Consider the following 23560-nt stretch of genomic DNA (forward strand, 5'->3'; position numbering starts at 1 on the left):
ATTCCGGCGCCGTCCTCACGTTCCCGGGCCCAGGTCGTACACGCGGCGGGCGTTCTCGGCCCCCACCATGGTCGCCACCCGCACCGCCTGCGCGGCCGACCACTCGCCGTCGGCCACGAGGCCGCCGAGCACCCGTCCCATCGCGCGTCGCCACAGCTCGGCCCCGAGATGGTGCAGCTCGGTGGGCCCCCAGGCGTCGGAGGAGAACAGGATCTTGGCGAACGGCGCCAGCTCCAGGCTCTCCGCCACCAGCTCGGCGCTGCGCGCGCCGGTGTAGGTGACGCCCAGGCCCACGTCGAAGTACACGTTCGGATAGGCCTGGGCGAGGAACCCGGCCTGCCGCTGGTACGGGTAGCAGTGCAGCAACAGCAGCGGCACCCCCGTCGGCTCCGCCAGCTCGATCAGCCCGCGCAGCAGCAGCGGGTCGGACCGGCGCAGGTCCACGTCGGGATCGCCGAAGCCGGTGTGGAACTGCAGGGGCAGCCCGAGCTCCAGACCGGTCCAGATGATGTGGCGCAGCAGCACCGGGTCCCGGAGCCGGCCGCCCTCCGCCAGCCATCGGCCCGCCGCCTCGGTCACCTCGTCCGGGCCGGGCGGCGCGGGGTCGAAGTCGAGGCCGTGCCGGTAGGCGGCGATGCTCTTGAGGCCGCGGGCGGTGCGGGTGCGTTCGTGGAGCGCCTCGGCGAACCGTCCGGCGAACCCGGCCGCGTCACCGCCCGCGACCTGCTCGGCGACCGACTCCAGGCGGACGATCTCGTCGGCGGGCCGGCCGCTGGCCTCGGCCATGCCCGCCGGGCTGAGGATCTCCTCGCCCCGGTAGCCGGTCTCGACGAGGAAGTGACCCACCCCGCCGGCCGCCAGCAGCCGCCTGTTGACCTCGGCCGCGCCCAGCCTGACCCGCCTGGCCAGGTATTCCTCGGGCGTGGCGTACGGGTCGAGGCCGAGCACGGGCGCGCAGTGGCGCAGGATCGCGTGGCCGACCTGGGAGTCGAACTGGGTCATCCAGGGCGGCACCGGCCGGTCCGACTCGGTGATCAGCTCTTCGAACGCGGTGCGGGTCAGGTCGTGGGCGGTGGCTCCATGTACGTGGTGGTCGACCAGGGCGAGCCGTTCGATGGTCTCCACGAGGTCGGTCATGACCCCATTGTGGGGGTCACCCTTCTGAGGTGACCCCCACCCCTGAGGTCAGGCGGCGGCGTTGGCCGTCAGCGCGACCGTCGCCTGGCGGGTGACACCGCTGACCGTCAGCGCGACCGTCACCTGCCCCTTCCGCAGCGCCGTGAGCGTCCCCGTCGCGGGGTCGAGCACGGCGACGTCCCAGGGCTTGGCGCTCTGCCGCGACCCGATGTGCAGGTTCGGCGAGCCCGACCACGCCACGGACACCGGGTAGGCGGCGGGCACCACCCGGGTGCCCTGCGTGAGCGTGGCCGTCACGGCCGCCGCCTTGCCGACCTGCACGCTCTCGGGGGCCGTGAGCGCGAGGTCGTCCACGTGCGGCCGTACCTGGGCGCCGAGCCAGTCGGGCGCGTCGGCGAACCAGTTGCGCCTGACGTGCTCGGCCTCCTTGGCGGTCACCGGGTCGACGCCCCACAGCGACCAGCCGGTGAAGCCGCCGTCGTCGGCCGCGGTGGCCGGGTTCTTGCCGGAGTTGCCGTTGATGAAGTACGGCACCGCGTCGACGTGCGAGGCGTTGAACGTGCCGACGTGGGCCCCGATGTAGGCGGCGCCCTTGCCGGTGCTCCGCTGGAAGTCGGCCAGCCAGCCCTCGACCAGCGCGGCCTCCTTGCGGTCGCCGAGCTGGCTGCCCTTGCCGGGCGTGGGGTCGCGCGGCGGCACGTGGAACAGCACCGCCACCGAGCCGACGGACGCGTCACGGGCCGCCGCGTCGAGCTGGGCACGGAGCAGGGCGACCTGGTCGAAGCCGCCGCCCCGGAGGTTCAGCCGCGAGGTGTCGAGCGTGACGAACCGCGTGCCCTTGTGGTCGAACGTCTGGTACGTGTCGCCGAAGACCGCCTTGAAGTTGTCGATCTTGCCGCCCATCACCTCGTGATTGCCCGGGATGTAGTGGTAGGGCAGCGTCCCGCCGAGCTCCTCGTCGAGGATCTTCTTGGCCAGCGCGAAGTCCTCGGGTGACGCCTCGTCCACCAGGTCACCGTTGATCAGCAGGAAGTCCGGCTTGACGGCCTTGATCTCCCGCAGCGTACGGCGGGCGTTCTTGACGATGTCGCTGTCCGGGTCGCGGGCGACGAACTGGGCGTCCGACATGACGGCGAAGCGCCACGGCATCTTCGCCACGTCGGGCTTGACGACGGGGTCGGCGACCTTCTGCGCGGGCGGAGCCGTCACCGACGGCGGCACCTTGGCCACCAGCCCGTCGATGAGGATGTCGTTGGTGTACTTCTGGTCGGCCTTGGTCTCGGCCACGTAGAAGCGCCGCAGCTTGAGCGGGTAGCTGATGCCGGGCGGCACGGCGAACTCGACGTACTTCCAGCCGGTCCAGGTCATGTACGGGCCGCGCAGGATCTGCGACTGCCCCTGGCCGTCGTAGAACTCCAGGCTGGGCCACTCGCCCTTGCCGGTGGAGTTGATCCACAAGCCGAACGCCTGCGGCTGCCCCGCCACCACGATCTGCTGCGGCGGGCTGGCGTAGGCGGCGCGGGTCGCGGTGGACTGGGTGAAGTCGTACGACAGCTTGAGCCCGCCCCCGCTCTGGCCGGGCGCGGCCGACAGCGAGCCGGTGGCCCGGGCGGCGGCGAAGCTCCACTGGGCGGCGTTCTCGAAGTCGGCGACCGCCTTGTCCTCGAAGCCCACGGTGACGGGCACGGCGGTGCTGATCTTGCCGACCTTGGCGGTGATCAGCCCCGCCGTGGTCGCCTTCTTGGACTTGACGGTGAAGTAGCCCTGGTCGGCGGGCGTCACCTCGAAGGCGTCGTGGTCGTAGTCGAGGGTGAGGTCGGCCGGTTCGATGGGCGCGGTGTTGCCGTTGTGGTCGTAGCCGACGACGCCGAAGGTGGCCGTGCCGTCCGTGCCGGCCAGGCCGACCCGGTCCACGGTGGTGCCGAGCCGCTGCAGCGGCTGCAGCACGGTGAGCTCCAGCGTGCCCTTGGCGCCGCCGCGCGAGGCGGTGACCGTCGTCTGGCCGGGGACCAGGGCGTGGAATCTGCCGTCGCGGATGACTCCGTGGACCGCCGGCTCGGCGCGCCAGGACGGGGTCCCGGCCGCCGGGCCGTACGTCTCGTCGTAGCCGGCGGCGGTCAGCCGCCGCGTGAGGCCGGGGAAGACGCGGTCGGGACGGCCGCCGGCGATGGGGGCGGCGCCGGGCGCCTTGGCGGGGTCGCCGGCCGTCTCCAGCCAGAAGCCCTTGAGCTTGCCGCTGCCCTCGGGGGCGAACAGCGCCAGCCCGTTCGGCACGTGGCGCTCGCCGCCGTCGGACGGGCTGTTCTCGACCTGGACGTCGGCGGAGCCGGGCTCGCGGGCGAGCATGGTGGAGGAGCCGCCGCCGTCGAGGTTGAGCGCGTTCGCGGCGCCGAGCTCGACCATCATGGCGGCCAGCTCGTTGAGCGTGACGCCGCGGCTGTCGGCCTGGCGGCCGTCCACGGTGAGCAGGTACATCTTCCTGCCGTCGGCGGAGAAGCCGACCGCGGTGCGCGGGTGCGCGGCCGGGTCGGTGGAGCTCTGCACGGCACCGTCCTTGACCAGGACGTAGTTGCCGCCGACCGCGGCCTTGACCGCCTTGCCGTCCGACGACTTCGGCTGGTACTTCACGTCGACCTTGTCGCCGGCCTTCAGCCCGGCCAGGGCCGCGGCTCCGGCGTCACGGCCGAGCAGGATCGTGGTGCCCGCCGGGATCGGGCCGGTGCCCGGCGCCTGCCGTACCGCGGAGACCACCCCGTCGACCAGCTCGACCTCGGTCACGGCGGTGGCGCCCTCGACGGCGCGGGCCCGGTTGTAGGAGCCCCACAGCGGCGTGAACAGGCCGACGCCGCCCGCCTGGACGATCTGGTTGAACTGGGTCAGCGTGACCGGCGCGCCGCCCGCGGGGGTGGCGGTGCCCTCGAAGTACATGTTCAGCACCCGCCCGAGACCGTCGCCGGTGACCGCGACGGCCTTGTCATGACCGGAGGCGGGCGACTGGACGAGCGTGCCGTTCTGGATGCCGATGCCCAGGGCGGCGCCGGAGCTGTTGATGTCGAAGAAGTCGCCGTTGACGGCGGCGACGGCGTGGGCCCGTTTGGCCGGCCCGGACAGCGGCTCGGTCTTGGACACCTCGCCGGAGTAGACGTAGTCGGCCTTCGCGGCGCCCAGTTCGGCGGTGACGGCGTCGGCCCGCAGCCAGCCGAGCTCGTCGTAGCGGTCGAACGAGGTCAGCGAGATGCCGGGGGCCACCGGCCGGGTCTTCTTGGCCGTCTCCAGTTGCTTGCCGGTGACGGCCTGGGTCAGCAGCGTGGAGGGGGGCGGATAGGACGACGCCTTGAGCGCGTCCTCTATGGGGGGTTGGGGATCTGCCTGCGCGGGCGCGGCGATCCCTAAGACGAGCGCGGCCGCGGCGGCCGCGTAGCGGAGGGTGTGCACGACCGAACTCAATCGTTCGTGGTTATAACTTTCAAGACTTGACGGTGAACTAAAGAAAAATTTCAGCCCCTGCGCGCCGTGGGATCTCTGTTACCCGAGGTACGTCTGCGGCGGCAGGGCAGTCACAGAGAGATCCAAAACCACCCATCACTGGCGTTGTGCCTCTCATCGGCGCAGACTGGAAAGACGGCGATCCCGTAGAGCAGCACCCGTGAAGCAGTGGAGCACCCGTGGACAATCAGCTTGATCACATGCCGGTTCTGTCACGCGGCAGGCATCGCAACCCGAAGCGCGGCGCCTGTTTCATGGAGCTGGCGTCCTACCTAGCCGGAGAGCGGTGGAGTGACCACCCGGCCTGCACGCACCCGCTGCTGGCCGCACTCGCCCGCTTGGTCAACGACAACACCAGCGACGCGAACCGGGGCCGGCTCGTGCGCCTCGTCCCCTCGATCATCGACCTGGCCACCGACGACCTCCGGGTGGACGCCCGGATCGCGCTGCGATGCGCGACGACCGCGCTGCCGGTCTCGGCGGCCGAGCGTCAGCTGGCGCTCGCGGTGTCGGTCCTGGCCGCCGAGGAGATGCTGGCCCGGCTCGACGGCAGCCCGTCGGATCGGTTCAGCTCGATCACGTTGAGCGAGGAGAGCCAGCTCGCGATGGCGCAGGTCCCGCACGCGGCTGAGCAGGCCAGGCGCTTCAGCCGCGCCGCCCGGATCACGGAGAAGGGCTTCCGCCGGTACGCCGCGCCGAACGCGGTGCAGCTCTCGGTGGTGGGCATCGTCCAGGCCTGCATCACTGACCCGGACACCCTGCTGCGCAACCTGCTGACAGGCGCCATCGCCGACTGCACGGCCCTGATCCGCGGCACAACCGCCGAGACCCCGCGACCCGCCCTGCCCACCCGCGTCTGACCGCCCTCTGGGGAGGCACCACGCCTCCCCACCGGCTCAGGTGTCGAGCAGGTCCGCCGGGTCGAAGGAAACCGCGAACGGGTCCGAAATCGTCAACCTGATTGCCCAGTCCTGGACTCACGACCTCGATGTGCTCCCCGGAGTCGGGCAGCTTGAGCCAGTCGGCGAGGTCCATATGACCGAGTCTCGCACGCCGGCGATTTCGGCTTCATTCCTTTCGAGGATCCGTACGCACGTTCGCACCCCGCTGCTCCGCCGCAGGTCAGGGAAGCCTCCCCTTCGTTGCGGATCATCGTGACTTCTGCCTAAATTTCGTACTAAGGCGTTACTGAAGCGGAGGATGTTCATGACCATCGAGCTCGACCGGCCGTACTCTCCCGAGAGGCACCACAGCCACCGAGACGTGACCGGCGGCTGGCTACGGCCGGCGGTGTTCGGGGCGATGGATGGGCTCGTGTCCAATTTCGCCTTGATCGCCGGAGTCGTCGGAGCGGCGGGCGCGGGGCGGGGCGCGGTGCTCGCCGGGTGCGCCGGGTTGATCGCCGGGGCGTGTTCGATGGCCGCGGGCGAGTACACGTCCGTGAAGTCGCAGACCGAGCTGATGCGGGCCGAGATCGCCGTGGAGCGTCGTGAGCTGGCCCGCGACCCCGAGGGGGAGCTGGCGGAGCTGGCCGCGATCTACCGGGCCCGCGGGCTGGACGCCGAGCTGGCGGGGCGGGTGGCGGCCGGGCTGTCAGCCGACCCCGAGCAGGCGTTGCGGGTGCATGTGCGTGAAGAGCTGGGTGTGGATCCCGATGACCTGCCGTCGCCGTTCGTCGCGGCCGGGTCGTCGTTCGGCGCGTTCGCGGCCGGCGCGCTGGTGCCGCTGGTGCCGTTCCTGTTCGGGGCGTCGGGGCTGACGGTGGCGCTGGTGCTGAGCCTGGTGGCGCTGTTCGGGTTCGGTGCGGCGGTGGCGCGGATGACGGCCCGCCCGTGGTGGCTGGGCGGCCTGCGCCAGCTCGCGCTGGGCGCCGGGGCCGCCGCCGTGACGTTCGGCCTGGGCCACCTGCTCGGCGTCACCGTCTCATAGGTCGCTCTTCTCAAAGAGCGGCTACGGCCGGGTGGCGATGGCCAGGTTGACGCCGAGGGCGATGAGGGCCGCGCCCGTCAGCCCGTCGACCGCCTTCCGCACCGCCGGCCTGGCGAAGACCTTGCGCAGCGCTCCCACGATGTTGGCCACCAGCAGGAACCACAGCACGGTCCCCGCCAAGGCGATCACCGACAGCGTCAGCGTGTCGGCCATGGACGCCCCCTCGCTGACGAACTGCGGCACGAGCGCCACGAAGAACAGCGCCGCCTTGGGGTTGAGCGCGTTCGTCAGCAGCCCCTCGACGAACGCCGCCCAGGAGCTCCGCTTCCCCGGATCCAGCGGCTCCAGCCGCGGCTCGCCGCCCTTGCGCAGGGCCGCGCGCCACGCCTTGACCCCGAGGTACAGCAGGTAGGCGGCCCCGACGATCTTGACGATGGTGAACGCCAGCGCCGAGGCCGCCAGCAGCGCCGCGACGCCGGTCGCCGCGGCCACCACCCAGGCGAACACGCCGACCGAGATGCCCAGGGCCGCCGCCATGCCGTACAGGCGCCCGGAGATCGCCGAGCGCCGCACCACCACGGCGAAGTCGGGCCCCGGGGACATGGCCCCGAGCATCACCACACCGCCGAAGGCCACCACTTGCGGCACAGAAGTCATGACGCTCACCTTATGCAAGGAAGATCAGCGCTTGCGGCTTTTCTTGAGGCCCTTCTTGAGGACCGCCCGGATGGTCAGCAGCAGCACGACGGCCACGATCTGGCCGCCGATGACGATGCGGTTGACGTCGACCGCCGGCTGCCAGCGGACGTCGCCGTCCTTGATCACGTACACCCCGGCGGGGATGGCGCCGTAGCCGAATCCGCCGCCGCTGCCTTCGCCGCCGGGCGCGGCGTCCGGCCCCGAGGAGGCCTCCTGCCTGCCCATTCCCCCGCCACCGCCCTGGACGATCCGGGCGACGGGGATGACCGTGACGTCTCCCTGCTGTATCGGGTCGCCGAAGACCCGCTTGACGGTCACGGCGTCCTTCGAGCGCTCCACCAATTCCATGAAGTTCATTCCCACATGCTGACCCTAGACCCGGCGCAGCACCACCATCTCGCTGCGATAGTCGGGGCCGGAGTGGAACCACGTGGGCAGGGTGAGCCCGTGGTGCATCAGCGTGGCCCCGTGCCAGGAGCCGTCGGACCCGGCGTAGACGGCCGACGGGTCGAGCCCGGCCAGCCGGAGCCGCCGGGGCGGCTGCTTGTCCAGCGCGAACGGGTTGTAGGCGAGCACGACCACCTGGTCGCCGAGCGTGTACTGGACGGCGGAGGCGCTCTCGCCCGGCGTCCCGGCCAGCCGGTGCAGCGTCCCGTGCTGGATCACCGGCCGGACCGCCTTGTAGTCGGCGATGAGCCGCCTGGCCTCGTCGAGCTCCGCGGCGCTCCATCGGGTGAGGTCGCCGCCGACGCCGAGCGTGCCCGCCATGGCCACGTGGAAGCGGTAGCGCAGCGGCACCTCCCGGTGGGTGATCGGGTTGGGGCTGTCGGTCACCCAGCACGACATGGTGCTCGCCGGGTAGAGGTAGGAGAAGCCCCGCTGGATCACCTGCCGGTCGCGGGCGTCGGTGTTGTCGGAGGTCCACACCTGGTCCGTACGCCGCAGCATGCCGAAGTCGGCCCGGCCGCCACCGCCCGAGCAGGATTCGATCCGGAGCCCCGGATGGCGCCCGCGCAGCTCGTCCATGATCGCGTAGACGCCTCGGGTGTGCTCGATCCAGACCAGGTCGCCGCCCTCGGCCCAGCCCGCCTGGCTGAAGCTGCGGTTCATGTCCCACTTGAGGTAGTCCAGGCCGTACTCGCGGACGAGCTGGTCGAGCCAGCCGAGCGCCCACTCGCGCACGTCGTCGCGGGCGTAGTTGAGCACGAGCTGGTTGCGCATGGTGTCACGGCGGCGTTCCGGGTAGTGCAGCACCCAGTCGGGGTTCTTCCGGTACAGGTCGCTGTCGGGGTTGACCATCTCGGGCTCGACCCAGAGCCCGGCGCGCAGGCCGAGATCGTGTACGCCCTGGAAGAGGGGGCCCAGGCCGTCCGGGAAGCGCTCGGGGTTGGGCCACCAGTCGCCGAGCCCGCGCGTGTCGTCGGTGCGGGCGCCGAACCAGCCGTCGTCCACCACGAACAGCTCCACGCCGAGATCGGCGGCACGGCGGGCCAGGTCGAGCTGGCCCTGCTCGGTGACGTCGAAGCCGGTGGCCTCCCACGAGTTGTACAGGACGGGCCGTTCCTCGCCGGGCGTGGGCAGGACGTGCTTGCGGGCGTAGTCGTGCCAGGCCCGGCTGGCGGCGCCGTACCCGCCGGCGGTGTGCAGGCCGAGCGCGGACGGGGTGCGCAGCGACTCGCCGGGGCCGAGCGGCCAGGTTAGGCCCTCGTGGCCGAATCCGGCGCTCACCGCGACGTCGCCTTCGGGGCGGCGCTGCGTGGTGAGCCGCCACGAGCCGCTCCAGGCGAGCGCGACGGTCCAGAGGTCGCCGGTGTCCTCGGTGGCGTCCCCGAGCATGATCCACGGGTTGGCCTTGTGCGAGGTGGTGCCGGTCCGGCTGCCGAACGTGGTCTCCCCCGCCGGCAGCTCGCCGCTCTGGAGGTGCGTCTCGCGGCCCCATCCTCCGGCGGCGCCGGTGTAGCGGAAGCCCGCCTGTTCGGGGATGACCCAGCTGCCCGAGTCGAGGCGGCGCAGCCGTACGGGCGCCGCCGACTCGTTGGTGACGCTCACCCAGCGCTCGACGACGTCGCAGTCATCCTGGACGCGCACGTGCAGGCCCACCCGGAGGCCGTAGGCGTGGTCGCGCAGGACCACCTCGATCTCGTTCTCACCGAGGACGGCGTCGTCGAAGCCGAGCTCGACGGAGCGGATCTCACCCTCGTAGACGACCTGGAGCGAGGGCACGCCCCAGCGCCGGCCGCCGTCGACGGGCAGCAGCTCCGAGGCGTCGTCGGGGTCGAGGAAGCCGGTGACGATCCAGCCCGGGGCGTGCTCGGTGACCTGGCCGAGGGCCGCGGCGGGTAGCCGCGGCCCCCAGTACCACTGCACGACCCGGGTGTCCTCGCCGGATTCGACGCCGAAGACATAGGAGGTATTGCGGGTGAGTGCCGCCCAAGTGTGCTCGTGGGCCGGAACAGGGATGAGGGGCATGCCTGTGATCGTCGGACCTTTCGGCGCCGCCGTCAAATGCCGCCCACCGGTCCCGCCCGCGCGGGATCAGTCGAAGGAGTTCGAGATCTCGTGCCACCCGCCGGGCGCGATCCTCTCGGCCTCCTTGGGTCCCCAGCTCCCCTTCGGGTACGGCAACGGCCGGTCCGGCAGGTCGAGGATCGGCTGGACGATCCGCCACGACTCCTCCACCAGGTCGAACCGGGCGAACCGCCGTGGATCGCCGCTCCCCGCGTCGGTCAGGATCCGCTGGTAGGCGGCCTCCATCGGCCCGAACACCTTGGTGAAGTCGACGCTCACCGGCACCACCCGGGTCCGCTGCAGGCCGGGCTCCTTGGCCAGCACGTCGAACGTCACCCCGGCGTCGGGCTGCAGCCGGAACCTGACCAGGTTGGGGCTCAGGTGCGGGTCGTGCTCGAACAGCGTGACCGGCGGCTTGCGCAGCTCGGCGACGATCTCCAGGTCGGTCACCGGCAGCGCCTTGCCGGAGCGGATGCAGAACGGCACCCCGGCCCACCGCCAGTTGTCGACGTAGGCGCGCAGCGCGACGAACGTCTCGGTGGTCGAGTCCTTCTTGACGCCCTCGGTGTCGAGGTAGCCCTCGTACTGGCCGCGGACCACGTCGTCGGGCTTGATGGCCTGCACGGCGCGCAGCACCCGCCACTTCTCGTCCAGCATGGCGCGGGCGTCCTTGGACGGCGGCGGGTCCATGGCCAGGATGGCGAGGAGTTGCAGCAGGTGGTTCTGGACGACGTCGCGGATCGCGCCGTTGGCGTCGTAGAAGGCGCCCCGGTCGGCCACGTCGAAGTCCTCGGCCATGGTGATCTGGATGCTGCGGATGTAGTTGCGGTTCCAGATGGGTTCGAGCAACATGTTGGCGAACCTGAACACCATGAGGTCCTCGACCGGCTCCTTGCCCAGGAAGTGGTCGACCCGGCGCAGGTGGTCCTCGTCGAAATACTTCAGCAGCTCGGCGTTGAGCGCCCGGGCCGACTCCAGGTCGCTGCCGAACGGCTTCTCCACCACGAGCCTGGCGTCCCTGTTGAGGCCCTCCGCGGCCAGCCCCTCGGCCACGGGCTCGAACAGCACGGGCGGCACGGCCAGGTAGTGGACCAGGAACCCCTTGCCCTCCACCTCGTCGCGGAGCCGGGCGAACGTCGCGGAGTCGCGATAGTCGCCGGCCACCAGCCGCAGGTTGCCCGCCAGCTTCTCGAACGCCGCGTCGCGCACGCCGCCGCACGCCGCGCGGGCGTGCTCGCGCAGCCCGTCGAGGTCCAGGTCGGTCTTGGCCACGCCGATGATCGGCAGATCGAGCTCGCCTTTGGCGGTGAGCTGGTAGAGGGCGGGCAGGAGCATCTTGCGCGCGAGGTCACCGGTGATGCCGAACAGGACGAGCGCGTCCGCGCGCTGGGTCACCTCCACCTCAGACGCGCCTTCCGCGCAGCTCGCGGTAGCGCCGGACGAGCCGTTCGGTGGAGGCGTCCGGGAAGTCGCCCGGCGGTTCTTCCGAGGTGAGCGCGGGCGCCAGGTCGAGCGCCATCTTCTTGCCCAGCTCGACGCCCCACTGGTCGAAGGAGTCGATGCCCCAGATGGTGCCCTCGACGAACGTCATGTGCTCGTACAGCGCCACGAGCTGGCCGAGCGTGGACGGGGTGAGCTTGGTGGCCAGGATCGTGGAGCTGGGCCGGTTGCCGGGCATCACCTTGTGCGGCACGATCGCGGCGGCCGTGCCCTCGCCGGCGATCTCCTCGGCCGTCTTGCCGAACGCCAGCGCCGACGTCTGCGCGAACAGGTTCGCGGTGAGCAGGTCGTGCATGCCCTCCCGGTCCTCGTACGGCTCGGCGAACCCGATGAAGTCGGCGGGCACCAGCCGGGTGCCCTGGTGCAGCAGCTGGTAGAAGGCGTGCTGGCCGTTGGTGCCCGGCTCGCCCCAGAAGATCTCGCCCGTGTCGGTCGTGACGGGCGTGCCGTCGGCGCGTACGGACTTGCCGTTGGACTCCATGGTGAGCTGCTGCAGGTAGGCGGGGAAGCGGTGCAGCCGCTGGCTGTAGGGCAGGACGGCCCGGGTCTGGGCGCCGAAGAAGTCGTTGTACCAGACGCCCAGCAGCCCGAGCAGCACCGGCATGTTGACCTTGAACGGCGCGGTGCGGAAGTGCTGGTCCATGGCGTGGAACCCGGCCAGCATCTCGCGGAACCGCGCGGGCCCGATCGCGATCATCAGCGACAGGCCGATGGCGCCGTCGTAGGAGTAACGCCCCCCGACCCAGTCCCAGAAGCCGAACATGTTCGCGGTGTCGATGCCGAAGCCGGCGACCTTCTCGGCGTTGGTCGAGACGGCCACGAAGTGCCGGGACACGGCGTCCTCGCCGAGCGCGCCGACCAGCCACTGGCGGGCGACCTTGGCGTTGGTGAGCGTCTCCAGCGTGGTGAACGTCTTGGAGCTGACCACGAACAGCGTGCTCGCCGGGTCCAGCCCGGCCAGGTTGCCGGTGATGTCGGCCGGGTCGATGTTGGAGACGAACCTGGCCGTGATGCCGGCGTCGGCGTAGTCGCGCAGCGCCTCGTAAGCCATGGCCGGGCCGAGGTCGGAGCCGCCGATGCCGATGTTGACCACGGTGGTGATCGGCTTGCCGGTGGCGCCCGTCCAGTCCCGCGAGCGGACCCGGTCGGCGAAGGCGCTCATCTTGTCGAGCACGGCGTGCACGTCGGCGACCACGTCCTGGCCGTCGACCTCCAGCTTGGCCTCCCGGTTCATGCGCAGCGCGGCGTGCAGGACGGCCCGGTCCTCGCTGACGTTGATGTGCTCGCCCCGGAACATCGCGCCGATCCGGTCGCGCAGCCCGGCCCGCTCCGCGAGCTGGACGAGGAGGTCGATCGTCTCGTCCGTGGCGCGGTGCTTGGCGTAGTCGAGGTAGAGATCACCGGCGGTCAGCGTCATCCGCTCGGCGCGGCCGGGATCCTCCGCGAACAGCTCGCGCAAGTGCTTGCCCGCCAGCTCCCCGTGGTGCTTGTCCAGTGCCGCCCACTCCTGGCTCTGGGTGATGTCGCCGCCCACTCTTCCTCCTGATGCCGTCAAGCCGATCACATTAGTCCCGTATCGGGGAAGATATCGCGCGGGACTCCAGGTCAGTGGGATTCCCTGCCCACGGCGTCCCCACTCGAACCTGTGAGGAAGTCCAGGTCGACGCCCTTGTCCGCCTGCATGACGTGGTCGACGTACAGGCGCTCCCAGCCGCGCAGCGGGGCGGCGTGCCCGTTCACGACCGCCTGCCTGGCAGCCAGCTCGGCGGCGGGGAGGTCGACATCGAGGCGCCTGGCCGCGACGTCGAGCACGATCGGGTCTCCGGTCCGGACCTTGGCGAGCGGGCCGCCCGCCGCCGCCTCGGGCGCGGCGTGCAGCACGACCGTGCCGTACGCGGTGCCGCTCATCCGGGCGTCGCTGATGCGGACCATGTCGCGCACGCCCTTGGCCAGCAGTTTCGCGGGCAGCGGGAGGTTGCCGACCTCGGGCATGCCCGGGTAGCCCTTGGGGCCGCAGCCGCGCAGCACCAGCACCGACGTCTCGTCGACGTCCAGGTCCGGCGAGTCGAGCCGGGCGTTGAGGTCCTCGACGCTGTCGAACACGACGGCCCGGCCGCGGTGGCGCAGCAGTTCGGGCGAGGCGGCGGCGGGCTTGATCACCGCGCCGTCCGGCGCGAGGTTGCCGCGCAGCACCGCGATCCCGGCGTCGGGCAGCAGCGGGTCGGCGCGCCGGCGGATGACGGTCTCGTCCCAGATCTCCGCGCCGGCGAGGTGCGCCACGAGCGGCCGGCCGCTGACGGTCAGCGCCGCCGGGTCGAGCAGGTCCTCGACCTCCTTCAGTACGGCCGCCAGCCCGCCCGCCCTGAACAGGTCGTCCATCAGGTGCCGCCCCGCGGGCTGGAGGTCGGCCAGCAGCGGCACCCCGCGGCCGGTCCGGTCGAAGTCGTCCAGCTCCAGTTCGACGCCGAGGCGCCCGGCGATGGCCAGCAGGTGCACGACGGCGTTCGTGGAGCCGCCGATCGCGGCCAGCGTCACGATCGCGTTGAGGAACGAGCCCCTGGTCATCACCTGGCTCGGCCGGCGTCCCTCCTTGACCAGCTCGACGGCCAGGCGGCCGGTCTCGTGGGAGCGTTCGAGCAGCCGGCTGTCGGGGGCGGGGGTGCCCGCCGTGCCGGGGAGCGTCATGCCGAGGGCCTCGGCCATGCAGGCCATGGTGGAGGCGGTGCCCATCGTGTTGCAGTGGCCGCGGCTGCGGATCATCGACGACTCCGAGCGCAGGAACGCCTCGCCGGACAGCGTCCCCGCGCGTACCTCCTCGCTGAGCCGCCACACGTCGGTGCCGCAGCCGAGCGGGACGCCGCGGAAGTGGCCGGTCAGCATCGGGCCGCCGGGCACCACCACGGCGGGCAGGTCGACCGAGGAGGCGGCCATCAGCAGCGCCGGGATGGTCTTGTCGCAGCCGCCGAGCAGCACCACGCCGTCGATCGGGTTGGCGCGCAGCATCTCCTCGGTGGCCATGGCGGCCAGATTGCGCCAGAGCATCGCGGTGGGCCGGACATTCGTCTCGCCGAGGGAGACGACGGGCAGGTTGAGCGGGACGCCACCGGCCGCCCACACGCCCTGTTTGACGCTGTCGGCCACCTCGTCGAGGTGGGAGTTGCACGGGGTGAGGTCGGAGGCGGTGTTCGCGATCGCGATGTGCGGACGGTCCCCGTCGAACGCGGCATCCGGCAGGCCGCGGCGCATCCAGGCGCGATGGATATAGGAGTTGCGGTCATTGCCCGAGTACCAGCGTGAGCTGCGGAGCGGCATGCCCTCATCCTGACATCCCCCTATATGGGGATGAAACCGGCGGCCCGTGCAGGGGCACGGGCCGCCGGGGGCGTGATCTCACCGGCCGCCGGAGCGTGAGATCACGATCCTGGGTGGATACATCTCTAAAGGCGTTCCATCCAGTTCCATGCCGTTCCATTCACGCCGGGTGATAACTACATCGCACCCCCGTCTGTACGGCCGAGCGCAGCCGCTCCCCGATGACCGCGTCGGCCTCGCTGATCCGCACCAGGGCCCGCCTGATGGCCTTGCCCACGGCGATCCTGGCCCGCTCCTCGCTCCCCGCGAACTGGCGCGTCCGCCCGGCCAGCCCGGTGGCGGCGGCCAGCTCGTCGATCAGCCAGTCGCGCTCGGCCCGCAGCGTGGCGGCCCGCTGGAGATCGTTCATCCCCTCCAGTTCGTCGATCTCGGCCTGCAGCCCGGACAGCCGCCGCTTGTAGGTCTGCCTGGCCTGCTCGTCCAGCACCGGCTGGGCGGACTCGGCGGCCTCGCTCGCCGCCGCGCCCGCGGCCAGGTCCACGGCCGGGATCTCCCGGCCGGGGTTGGCCAGCAGGGTCGCCAGGTGGGCCATCCCGACGATGTGATCGACGAGCACGGACCGGCCGTCCAGCTCGATCCGCCACTTGCGGCCACGGCGCACGCAGACGACCTCCGCCGGTGGCATCGGACAGTCGGCGGGCAGCGTCATGCCCATCGACGCGGCCTCCTGCCGGGCCAGTGCCAAGATCCTGCGCGACTCCTCGGTCCCGCGCAGGGCCTGGCCGAGCCGCAGGCGCGAGAGCGCGACGGCGGGCCAGTGCCCCAGCGCCAGGTTCTCGTGCACGGCGGCCCGCAGGTGGACGATCGCCTTGTCGGTCTCGCCGCAGGCCAGCATGGCCACGCCGAGAGGATGGTGGACCGAGCCCAAGCAGGTGACACCCAGGCTGACGATGACGGGCAGCCGCTCGAAGGGGCGGAGCACGGCGTAGATCTCGGCCGCCGTGGCGGCGTCGCCGAGCAGGTACGCCGCCTCGATCCCGCCGTACATCGAGATGAGCCAGGTACTGGAGCGAGGCAGCACCGTCAGATCCTGACCGCGCAGCCGGGCCAGCGCTCCCGCCGCCAGCCGCCGCTCCCCCGCGGTGGCCGCGGACACCGCGAGCACCGCCAGCAACGACCTGTCCACCTCGCTGAGGTCCGGCGAGTTGACCATGTCCGTCACCATCGGGATGAGTTCGGCGACTCGTCCCTGATACCAGCGGATGGCCGCGATCTGACCCGCGTACCAGCCCGCGCTGTCGATGTCACCGGCGGCCGCTCCCCGATCGGCGCAGGCGCCGGCCATCGCCTCGGCCTCGGACAGCCGGCCGCCCCTGATGCTGAGCATGACCTCCATCGCGTCCACGACGAACCCGACCGCCAGGTGGTCCTCCTTGGACAGCAGCCCGCGCAGCTCCACCAGCGCCCGCTCGGCGTGCGGGTCGGCGGCCAGCACCAGGTCCACGGTCCGCCAGAGCAGCCCCATCAGCAGATCGCCTCGGCGCCCGGTCCGCTGCGCCTCCTCGATCAGCTCCTGGGCCAGCGCCAGGCGTAAGGCGCCGTGCTCGGGCCCCAGAACGCAGTGGTGGGCCAGGCTCAGCGCCTCGGCCAGCGCCACGGCGTCGCCGGCCCGCCTGGCCTCCTCGACCATGGCCAGGATCCTGTCGTACCCGCCCGTGCGGTAGTCGTCCTCGCCGGCCAGCCGTACCCGCAGCCGTAACGCCAGCGAGGACTGTGGTCCGACCAGCGCCAGAGCCTGGCGCTGACGGGTGCGCACCACGGCCGCCTCGGCCGCGGTCCGATGCTCGTGCACCCACAGGCCGCCCAGCCCGAGCGCGGCCCGTGCCATGCCGTCCGTGTCACCCTGCTGTTCGGCCTCCTGATAGGCAACGTCGAACCACCGGCGGGCGGCCCGCAGGCTGCCCTCCACATATAGTGCGTGCTCTCCCGACAGCAACGACATCTCGATGCCGTCGCGTACAGCCAATCCCCGCGATCCGCCCATAGGCGTCCTCCGCACCCCGTGGTGGTAGCACGCGTTCAACGCGTACTTCCAGCGACTGCGGCCCCCCATCGCTATGACGGATGCTAACCGAATGAGGTTCAACTAGATGACATCATGTTCAACTAATTCGGCTCAAGAGATTTTTATCGCCATCCGTATGGCGGTGCCGTGCGGTCCGGTGGTGATGGCCACGCGGTCGGCCAGGCGGCGCATCATCCATATCCCCCAGTGGCCGCGCGTCGCGGGCGCGGGCGGGTCGGTCTTCGCGAGGTAGCGGGAGGGCAGGCCGGGGCCGGAGTCGCGGACCTCGCAGAGCAGGCTCACGCCCTCGCGCCAGAGGCGGAGCCGCCCACGGCCGCCGCCGTGGATGAGCACGTTGGCCACCGCCTCGTTCACCACGATCACCAGGTCGGCGGCGCGTTCACCGCGCAGGCCGTGCTCGTCCGCGAGCCTGAGCGCGGCGCCACGCGCCCGCCCCAGGTCGCCCTCGGTGAAGTCCATCGCGAACGCGTCCATCGTGCGGAGCCCCCCTTGACCTCTCGGCCCGCCGGCACACCTTCACCTCTGCCACAGGAAGCGGCTTCTAATCTGGTTGAGCGGCGTTTCTGGAGGAATCAGCAAAGGCATGGAGCGAATAGATGCCTACTGGCGCGCGGCGAACTATCTGTCGGTGGGCCAGATATATCTGCTGGACAATCCACTACTAACAACGCCATTGACCCCAGAGCACATCAAACCCCGCCTGCTGGGCCATTGGGGCACCACACCCGGACTGAACTTCTGTTTCGCCCACCTCAACCGGATCATCCGCGAACGCGACCAAGACCTGATCTACATCGCCGGCCCCGGCCACGGCGGCCCCGCCGCGGTCGCGCACGCCTGGCTGGAAGGCACCTACTCCGAGCGCTACCCCGACATCTCCCAGGACGCCGCCGGGATGCGCCGGCTGTTCCGCCAGTTCTCCTTCCCCGGCGGCATCCCCAGCCACGTCGCCCCCGAGACACCCGGATCCATCCACGAAGGCGGCGAACTCGGCTACTCCCTCGCCCACGCCTACGGCGCCGCCTTCGACAACCCGGGCCTGGTCGTCGCCTGCATCATCGGCGACGGCGAAGCCGAGACCGGACCCCTGGCCGCCAGCTGGCACTCCAACAAACTCCTCGACCCTGCCCGCGACGGCGCCGTCCTGCCGATCCTGCACCTGAACGGCTACAAGATCGCCAACCCCACCATCCTGGCCAGAATCCCCGAAAAAGACCTGCTCGCCCTGATGGAAGGCTACGGCTACCGCCCCCACCTGGTCGGCCCCGACCACCAGCAGATGGCCGACACCCTCGACACCGTCTTCGACCAGATCACCGACCACCGGCAGGGCCGCTCCGACCGGCTCCCCATGATCATCCTGCGCACCCCGAAAGGCTGGACCGGACCCAGCGTCGTCGACGGACTGCCGGTGGAAGGCACCTGGCGAGCCCACCAAGTGCCGCTGGCCAACGTACGGGAGAACCCCGAACACCTGGCGATGCTGCAAGAGTGGATGCGCTCCTACCGCCCCCAGGAACTCTTCGACGACGACGGCCGCCCAACGGCGTCGATCCTGGAGACCGTGCCCCCGGGCGACCGCAGGATGAGCGCCAACCCGCACACCAACGGCGGCGAAAACCTCGAACCACTACGGCTGCCCGACTTCCGCGACCACGCCATCGACGTCAAAACCCCCGCCACCCAGTCCACCGAACCCACCCGGGTGCTCGGCAGGCTGCTACGCGACGTGATCGCCGCCAACCCGCGCACCTTCCGCCTCATGGGCCCGGACGAGACCGCCTCCAACCGCCTGTCAGCCGTGTTCGAGGTCACCGACCGGGCCTGGAACGCCCAGCTCGAACCGACCGACGAGGACCTGGCCCCCGGCGGCCGGGTCATGGAGGTGCTGAGCGAGCACCTGTGCCAAGGCTGGCTCGAGGGCTACCTGCTCACTGGGCGGCACGGGCTGTTCACCTGCTACGAGGCGTTCATCCACATCATCGACGCCATGTTCAACCAGCACGCCAAATGGCTGGAATCCTCCCAGAAGATCCCCTGGCGGCGGCCCATCGCCTCCCTCACCTACCTGCTGTCCTCGCACGTCTGGCGCCAAGACCACAACGGCTTCTCCCACCAAGACCCCGGCTTCCTCGACGTCGTGGTCAACAAGAAAGCCTCCGTGGTGCGTCTCTACCTGCCGCCGGACGCCAACACCCTGCTGTCGGTCGGCGACCACTGCCTACGCTCACGCGACTACATCAACGTCATCGTGGCTGGCAAACAACCCGTCCTCGACCTGTTCACCATGGACCAGGCCATCGCCCACTGCACCCGCGGCCTCGGCATCCTGCCCTGGGCCTCCACCGACCAAGGCAACGACCCCGACGTCATCCTCGCCTGCGCCGGCGACGTCCCCACCCTCGAAACCCTCGCCGCCGCCGCCCTGCTCCACGAACACCTGCCCGACCTCCGCGTCCGCGTCATCAACGTCGTCGACCTCATGCGCCTGCAACCCCCCTCAGAACACCCCCACGGCCTGCCCGACGCCGAATACGACACCCTGTTCACCACCGACAAACCCGTCATCTTCAACTTCCACGGCTATCCCTCCCTCATCCACCGCCTCACCTACCGCCGCCACGGCCACACCAACCTGCACGTCCGCGGCTACAAAGAAGAAGGCACCACCACCACACCCTTCGACATGGCCATGCTCAACGACATCGACCGCTACCACCTGGTCATGGACGTCATCGACCGCACCCCCGGGCTCGGCGCCAAACAGGCCCACCTGCGCCAGCGGATGACCGACGCCCGCCTGCGCGCCCGCGCCTACACCCGTGAGCACGGCGAGGACGCCCCCGACATCCAGGAGTGGACATGGCCGGACAGATTCTCGTCCTGAACACCGGCTCCTCCTCTATCAAGTACGAGCTGGTGGACGTGGAGTCGCGGGCCCGCCCGGCCAGGGGGCTGGTGGAGCGGATCGGGGAGGAGGAGGGGCTGCTGACGCATCACGCCGGCGACGGCCCGCCGTACGAGCGGAAGGAACGCTTCGGCGATCACGCGGAGGGGCTGGCCGCCATGCTGGCGGCCTTCACCGACGCGGGGCCCGCGCTCGATCCGGTGGCGGTGGGGCATCGGGTGGTGCACGGCGGGACCCGCTTCCAGGAGGCGGTCCTGGTGGACGACGACGTGATCAGCGCCATCGGCGAGCTGTCGCCGCTCGCGCCGCTGCACAATCCGGTGAACCTCACCGGCATCCGGGTGGCCCGCGAGGCCTTTCCCGGCGTGCCGCAGGTGGCCGTGTTCGACACCGCCTTCCACCGGACGCTGCCGCCCGAGGCGTACACCTACGCCGTCCCGCTCGACTGGCGTGACCGGCTCGGCGTGCGGCGCTACGGCTTCCACGGCACCTCCTGCGCGTACGTGTCGGCGCGGGCGGCGGCGCTGCTGGAGCGGGATCCGGCGCGGACGAACCTGATCGTGCTGCACCTCGGCAACGGCGCGAGCGCCACCGCGATCGAGGGCGGCCGCAGCGTCGACACCTCCATGGGGCTGACGCCGCTGGAGGGGCTGGTCATGGGCACCCGTTCCGGTGACGTGGACCCCGCGCTGCCCGGCTACCTGGCCCGCGCGGGCGGCATGGACGTCGCGCGGACCGAAGAGGAGCTGTCGCGCCGCAGCGGCCTGCTCGCGCTCGCCGGCACCGGCGACATGCGAGAGGCCCGGCACCGCGCCGGCGAAGGCGACGAGCGGGCGCGGCTCGCGCTGGACATCTACGGCCGCCGGATCAGGAAGTACGTCGGGGCCTACTACGCGCTGCTCGGCCGGGTGGACGCGATCGTGTTCACGGGCGGCGTCGGCGAACACGACCCGGCCACCCGCGCCGCCGCGCTGACCGGGCTGAACCGCCTCGGCATCGCCCTGGACCCTGCACGCAACGAGGCCGCCGAGACGGACGAGCGGCGGGTGTCCACACCGGAGTCGGAGGTGGCCGTGCTGGTCGTACCCACGGACGAGGAATGGGAGATCGCCAGCGAGGCGCTCGCACTGATCCGTCTGTGACCTGTTTCGCCGCCGGACGCTGTTGTGCCTGCGCGGACCAGCCGAGTACGTCGCATAGGATCGGCAGCGCCCGCTGCCGCGGCGGCAGGCGCCGGCTCTTCCCCTATGAAGGCCGGCTCGATCGTCTCGCACTAGATGACCTGTTCCGCCGCATCCAGCAGCTGATCGGGTACGGCACCACCGTCGAAGTGGGCGGCCGGCACGCGGATCCACTCACCGAAGTCCTGGAGCCCCAAACCCGTCATGGCTCGCGAAGCGTATCTCCTGACCTCGGCGAGTCGCGGAGGTAGGGCCAGCCCTACCTCCAAGACGGGTGACAGCAGGACTTCGCGATCTCGGTTATCCCGAAATGCTAATAGCGAACGATCAGCAATCGAGTCTGGAGCATCGGAGAATCTGTGACTGACGTGAGCACTACTCGCGCCGCCACGGCCTCGGAAGAGAGGGGGAGCGACTTCGCCCGCCTGTCACGCCGGGTGGCTCAGGCGGGCCTCATGGAACGACGACCCGTCTACTATGCCGCGCGCATCAGTGTGGTGATGGGCCTCTTCGCGGCAGGCTGGGTGGCGTTCGCCCTGGTAGGCGACTCCTGGTGGCAGCTTCTGATCGCGGTGTTCCTCGCGGCGACGTTCGGCCAGGTGGCCCTGCTGGCGCACGACCTGGCCCATGGGCAGGTGTTCCCGTCCCGGCGCACCAGCGCGAACGCGGGCCTGCTGGTCGGCAACCTCGGCATCGGGCTCAGCTACGGATGGTGGCAGGACAAGCACACCCGCCACCACGCCAACCCCAACCACGAGGACCACGACCCGGACGTCGCGCCCGACATCCTGCTCTGGTCGATCAAGCAGGCCGAGGCGAGCCGGGGACTGCCCAGGCTCGTCGGCCGGTGGCAGGCGTTCCTCTTCTTCCCGTTGCTGACCCTGGAGGGTCTCAACCTGCACATCTCCAGCGTCCGGGGCCTGCGCCGCGAAGGGCTCAAGAACCGGACCGCCGAAGGGTTGCTGCTGCTCGCGCACTTCGTCCTCTACCTGGGTGGCGTGTTCGCGGTCCTGCCTGTCGGCAAGGCGCTGCTGTTCCTGGTCGTGCACCAGGCGTGCTTCGGCGTGTACCTGGGCTGCACGTTCGCCCCCAACCACAAGGGCATGCCGGTGCTCACCGCCGAGGACGAGCTGGACTTCCTCCGCCGTCAGGTGCTCACCTCCCGCAACGTACGCGGGGGCCGCGTGGTCAACACGGCGCTGGGCGGGCTCAACTTCCAGATCGAGCACCACCTGTTCCCCGGCATGCCGACCCCCAACCTGCGCAAGGCGCAACCGCTGGTGCGGGAGCACTGTGAGTCGCTGGGGGTGGCGTACGTCGAGTGCGGTCTGCTGGCCTCCTGGGGGCAGGCGATGCGGCACCTTCATGAGGTCGGCGCGCCCCTACGGGCTCGCCGCTAGGCCCGGGGCGCCCGGTTCTCCGGCGCCCCTTGAAATCCCTCGCCCCTCCCCCGGCTCACGGACGGGGCGAGGATGTCCTGCACGGCGCGCTCCCACATGCGCGCCGTGCACGCGTGGGCACTGCGCCCCGCCCAGCGTCATGCCCGCCGCACTGCCCATGTGCATGGCGCGGGCCATGCACGCTGCGCTTCCAGATGCGCGCCGTCCGGCGTCACGCGCGCCGCACTTCTCCATGCGCGCCGTCCGGCGTCATGCGCGCCGCACTGACATTCACCCCCGCCGGGCGCCGCACACGCCTGCCAGGCTTGGCCGCGTTCGTGGCGTTCCTTCAACTCCCTGGACCCTCACCCAAGCGCCGGTAGGGTGGTGTGGTGATGCGGGTCGGGGTGGCCAGGGAGGTCGCGCGGCGGTGGGTGGCCGAGGTCGGGGCCGGGCTGCCGGGGTTCGGTGGGGCCTTTCTGACCGGGTCGGTGTTGTGGTCGCCGGCGGACGCGGTTCTGGCCGCCAGCTCCGATGTGGACGTGATGGTGGTGCTGGACGTCGCGGAGCCGCCGGTCAAGCCCGGCAAGATGCGATACGGCGGCGTGTTGTTGGAAATTTCGTTTATGTCGGCCGAGCGGTTGGCATCGGCGGAAGGTGTCCTGGGCGACTACCACCTGGCGGGCAGCTTCCACCTGCCCGGGGTGCTGGCCGATCCGAGCGGGCGGCTGACCGAGCTGCATGAGGTGGTGTCCCGCGAGTTCGCCGACCGGCGGCGGGTGCTCCAGCGGTGTGGCGCCGCGATGGACGGCGTGCGACGCGTGATCGCCGCCATGGACGAGGCGGCGCCGCCGGCCGACCAGGTGATGTCGTGGCTGTTCGGCACGGGGATCACGACCCACGTGCTGCTCGTCGCCGGGCTGCGGAACCCCACGGTGCGCCGGCGGTACGAGGCCGTCCGGGAGTTGCTGGCCGTACACGGGATGCTTGATCACCACGAGGCGCTGCTGGAGCTGCTCGGCTGTGCGGGGATGGGGGCGGCGCGCGTGGAGCGGCATCTGGGGGCGCTGGAGAAGGTGTTCGACGCGGCCAAGGACGTCCGGGCGGCGTCATACCCGTTCTCGTCGGACATCAGCGAGGCGGCCCGGCCGCTGTCGATCGACGGCAGCCGGGAGCTCATCGCGCGCGGCCTGCCCCGGGAGGCGGTCTTCTGGCTGGTGGCGACGTACGCGCGGTGCCTGAAGAAGCTGGCACTGGCGGGGGTGTCAGGCGAGGCGTACGAGGAGGGGTTCCGCGAGTTGCTCGCCGACCTCGGTGCCGAGACCTTCGCCGACCGGCGGCGGCGCGGGCAGCACGTGCTGGACGCGCTGCCCGGCCTGTGGCGCACCGCCGAGACCATCGCACCCGCCTGACCCCACCGGCCAGGTTCGAGTAC

16 protein-coding genes are annotated in these 23560 nt (G+C 71.0%); 6 read left to right on the forward strand and 10 right to left on the reverse strand.

Translation table 11 applies throughout. The features are described 5' to 3' along the window. Positions 1-15: 15 nt before the first annotated feature. Complete coding sequence (locus tag ACGFNP_RS04255; RefSeq protein ID WP_393314640.1) at positions 16-1137, reverse strand: amidohydrolase family protein; 1122 nt, start codon at positions 1135-1137, stop codon at positions 16-18. A gap of 48 nt (positions 1138-1185) precedes the next feature. After that, entirely contained in the window at positions 1186-4572 is a 3387-nt protein-coding gene (locus ACGFNP_RS04260) for a phosphodiester glycosidase family protein (RefSeq protein ID WP_393314643.1), read from the reverse strand. Between the two features lie 230 nt (positions 4573-4802). Between ACGFNP_RS04260 and ACGFNP_RS04265 the strand changes: the two genes are divergently transcribed. Then, a complete protein-coding gene (locus ACGFNP_RS04265; RefSeq protein WP_393314646.1) occupies positions 4803-5483 on the forward strand; it encodes a hypothetical protein in 681 nt (226 codons plus the stop codon). Between the two features lie 346 nt (positions 5484-5829). Next, positions 5830-6552, forward strand: coding sequence for a VIT1/CCC1 transporter family protein (locus ACGFNP_RS04270; RefSeq protein WP_358329571.1), 723 nt, complete (start codon positions 5830-5832; stop codon positions 6550-6552). A 21-nt stretch (positions 6553-6573) separates the two neighbouring features. On the opposite strand, the gene ACGFNP_RS04275 is transcribed toward ACGFNP_RS04270, so the two are convergent. The 8 genes from ACGFNP_RS04275 to ACGFNP_RS04310 form a co-directional block, all read right to left on the reverse strand. Continuing rightward, on the reverse strand, positions 6574-7209 hold the full coding sequence (locus ACGFNP_RS04275) for a LysE family translocator (protein ID WP_393314649.1): 636 nt from the start codon (positions 7207-7209) through the stop codon (positions 6574-6576). A gap of 24 nt (positions 7210-7233) precedes the next feature. Continuing rightward, entirely contained in the window at positions 7234-7608 is a 375-nt protein-coding gene (locus ACGFNP_RS04280; protein WP_358329565.1) for a spore germination protein GerW family protein, read from the reverse strand. A gap of 15 nt (positions 7609-7623) precedes the next feature. Next, on the reverse strand, positions 7624-9720 hold the full coding sequence (locus ACGFNP_RS04285; RefSeq protein WP_393314652.1) for an alpha-galactosidase: 2097 nt from the start codon (positions 9718-9720) through the stop codon (positions 7624-7626). 66 nt (positions 9721-9786) lie between these two features. After that, the gene (gene zwf, locus ACGFNP_RS04290) at positions 9787-11160 is read right to left on the reverse strand and encodes a glucose-6-phosphate dehydrogenase (protein ID WP_358329560.1); all 1374 of its coding nucleotides are present in this window, start codon (positions 11158-11160) and stop codon (positions 9787-9789) included. Position 11161: 1 nt separating this feature from the next. Further along, positions 11162-12793: a glucose-6-phosphate isomerase gene (gene pgi / locus ACGFNP_RS04295; RefSeq protein WP_393314655.1), complete on the reverse strand. Its 1632-nt coding sequence runs from the start codon at positions 12791-12793 to the stop codon at positions 11162-11164. Between the two features lie 71 nt (positions 12794-12864). Continuing rightward, positions 12865-14571: an IlvD/Edd family dehydratase gene (locus tag ACGFNP_RS04300; protein WP_393314658.1), complete on the reverse strand. Its 1707-nt coding sequence runs from the start codon at positions 14569-14571 to the stop codon at positions 12865-12867. A gap of 160 nt (positions 14572-14731) precedes the next feature. Next, a complete protein-coding gene (locus tag ACGFNP_RS04305) occupies positions 14732-16615 on the reverse strand; it encodes a hypothetical protein (protein WP_358329551.1) in 1884 nt (627 codons plus the stop codon). A 132-nt stretch (positions 16616-16747) separates the two neighbouring features. Next, the gene (locus tag ACGFNP_RS04310) at positions 16748-17131 is read right to left on the reverse strand and encodes an ATP-binding protein (RefSeq protein ID WP_393314661.1); all 384 of its coding nucleotides are present in this window, start codon (positions 17129-17131) and stop codon (positions 16748-16750) included. Between the two features lie 109 nt (positions 17132-17240). Between ACGFNP_RS04310 and ACGFNP_RS04315 the strand changes: the two genes are divergently transcribed. From ACGFNP_RS04315 to ACGFNP_RS04330, 4 genes are all read left to right on the forward strand, one after another. After that, on the forward strand, positions 17241-19544 hold the full coding sequence (locus ACGFNP_RS04315; RefSeq protein WP_393314664.1) for a phosphoketolase: 2304 nt from the start codon (positions 17241-17243) through the stop codon (positions 19542-19544). Beyond that, positions 19520-20707 carry an acetate kinase gene (locus ACGFNP_RS04320; protein WP_358329541.1) on the forward strand — a complete coding sequence of 396 codons (1188 nt, stop codon included), beginning with the start codon at positions 19520-19522 and terminating at the stop codon, positions 20705-20707. The genes ACGFNP_RS04315 and ACGFNP_RS04320 overlap by 25 nt, the downstream gene beginning before the upstream one ends. A 494-nt stretch (positions 20708-21201) precedes the next feature. Next, positions 21202-22146, forward strand: coding sequence for an acyl-CoA desaturase (locus ACGFNP_RS04325; RefSeq protein WP_358329823.1), 945 nt, complete (start codon positions 21202-21204; stop codon positions 22144-22146). Between the two features lie 371 nt (positions 22147-22517). Next, a complete protein-coding gene (locus ACGFNP_RS04330) occupies positions 22518-23537 on the forward strand; it encodes a hypothetical protein (RefSeq protein WP_393314668.1) in 1020 nt (339 codons plus the stop codon). Positions 23538-23560: the final 23 nt, after the last annotated feature.

This window comes from Nonomuraea sp. NPDC049269 (assembly GCF_043197155.1).
Lineage (GTDB): Bacteria > Actinomycetota > Actinomycetes > Streptosporangiales > Streptosporangiaceae > Nonomuraea.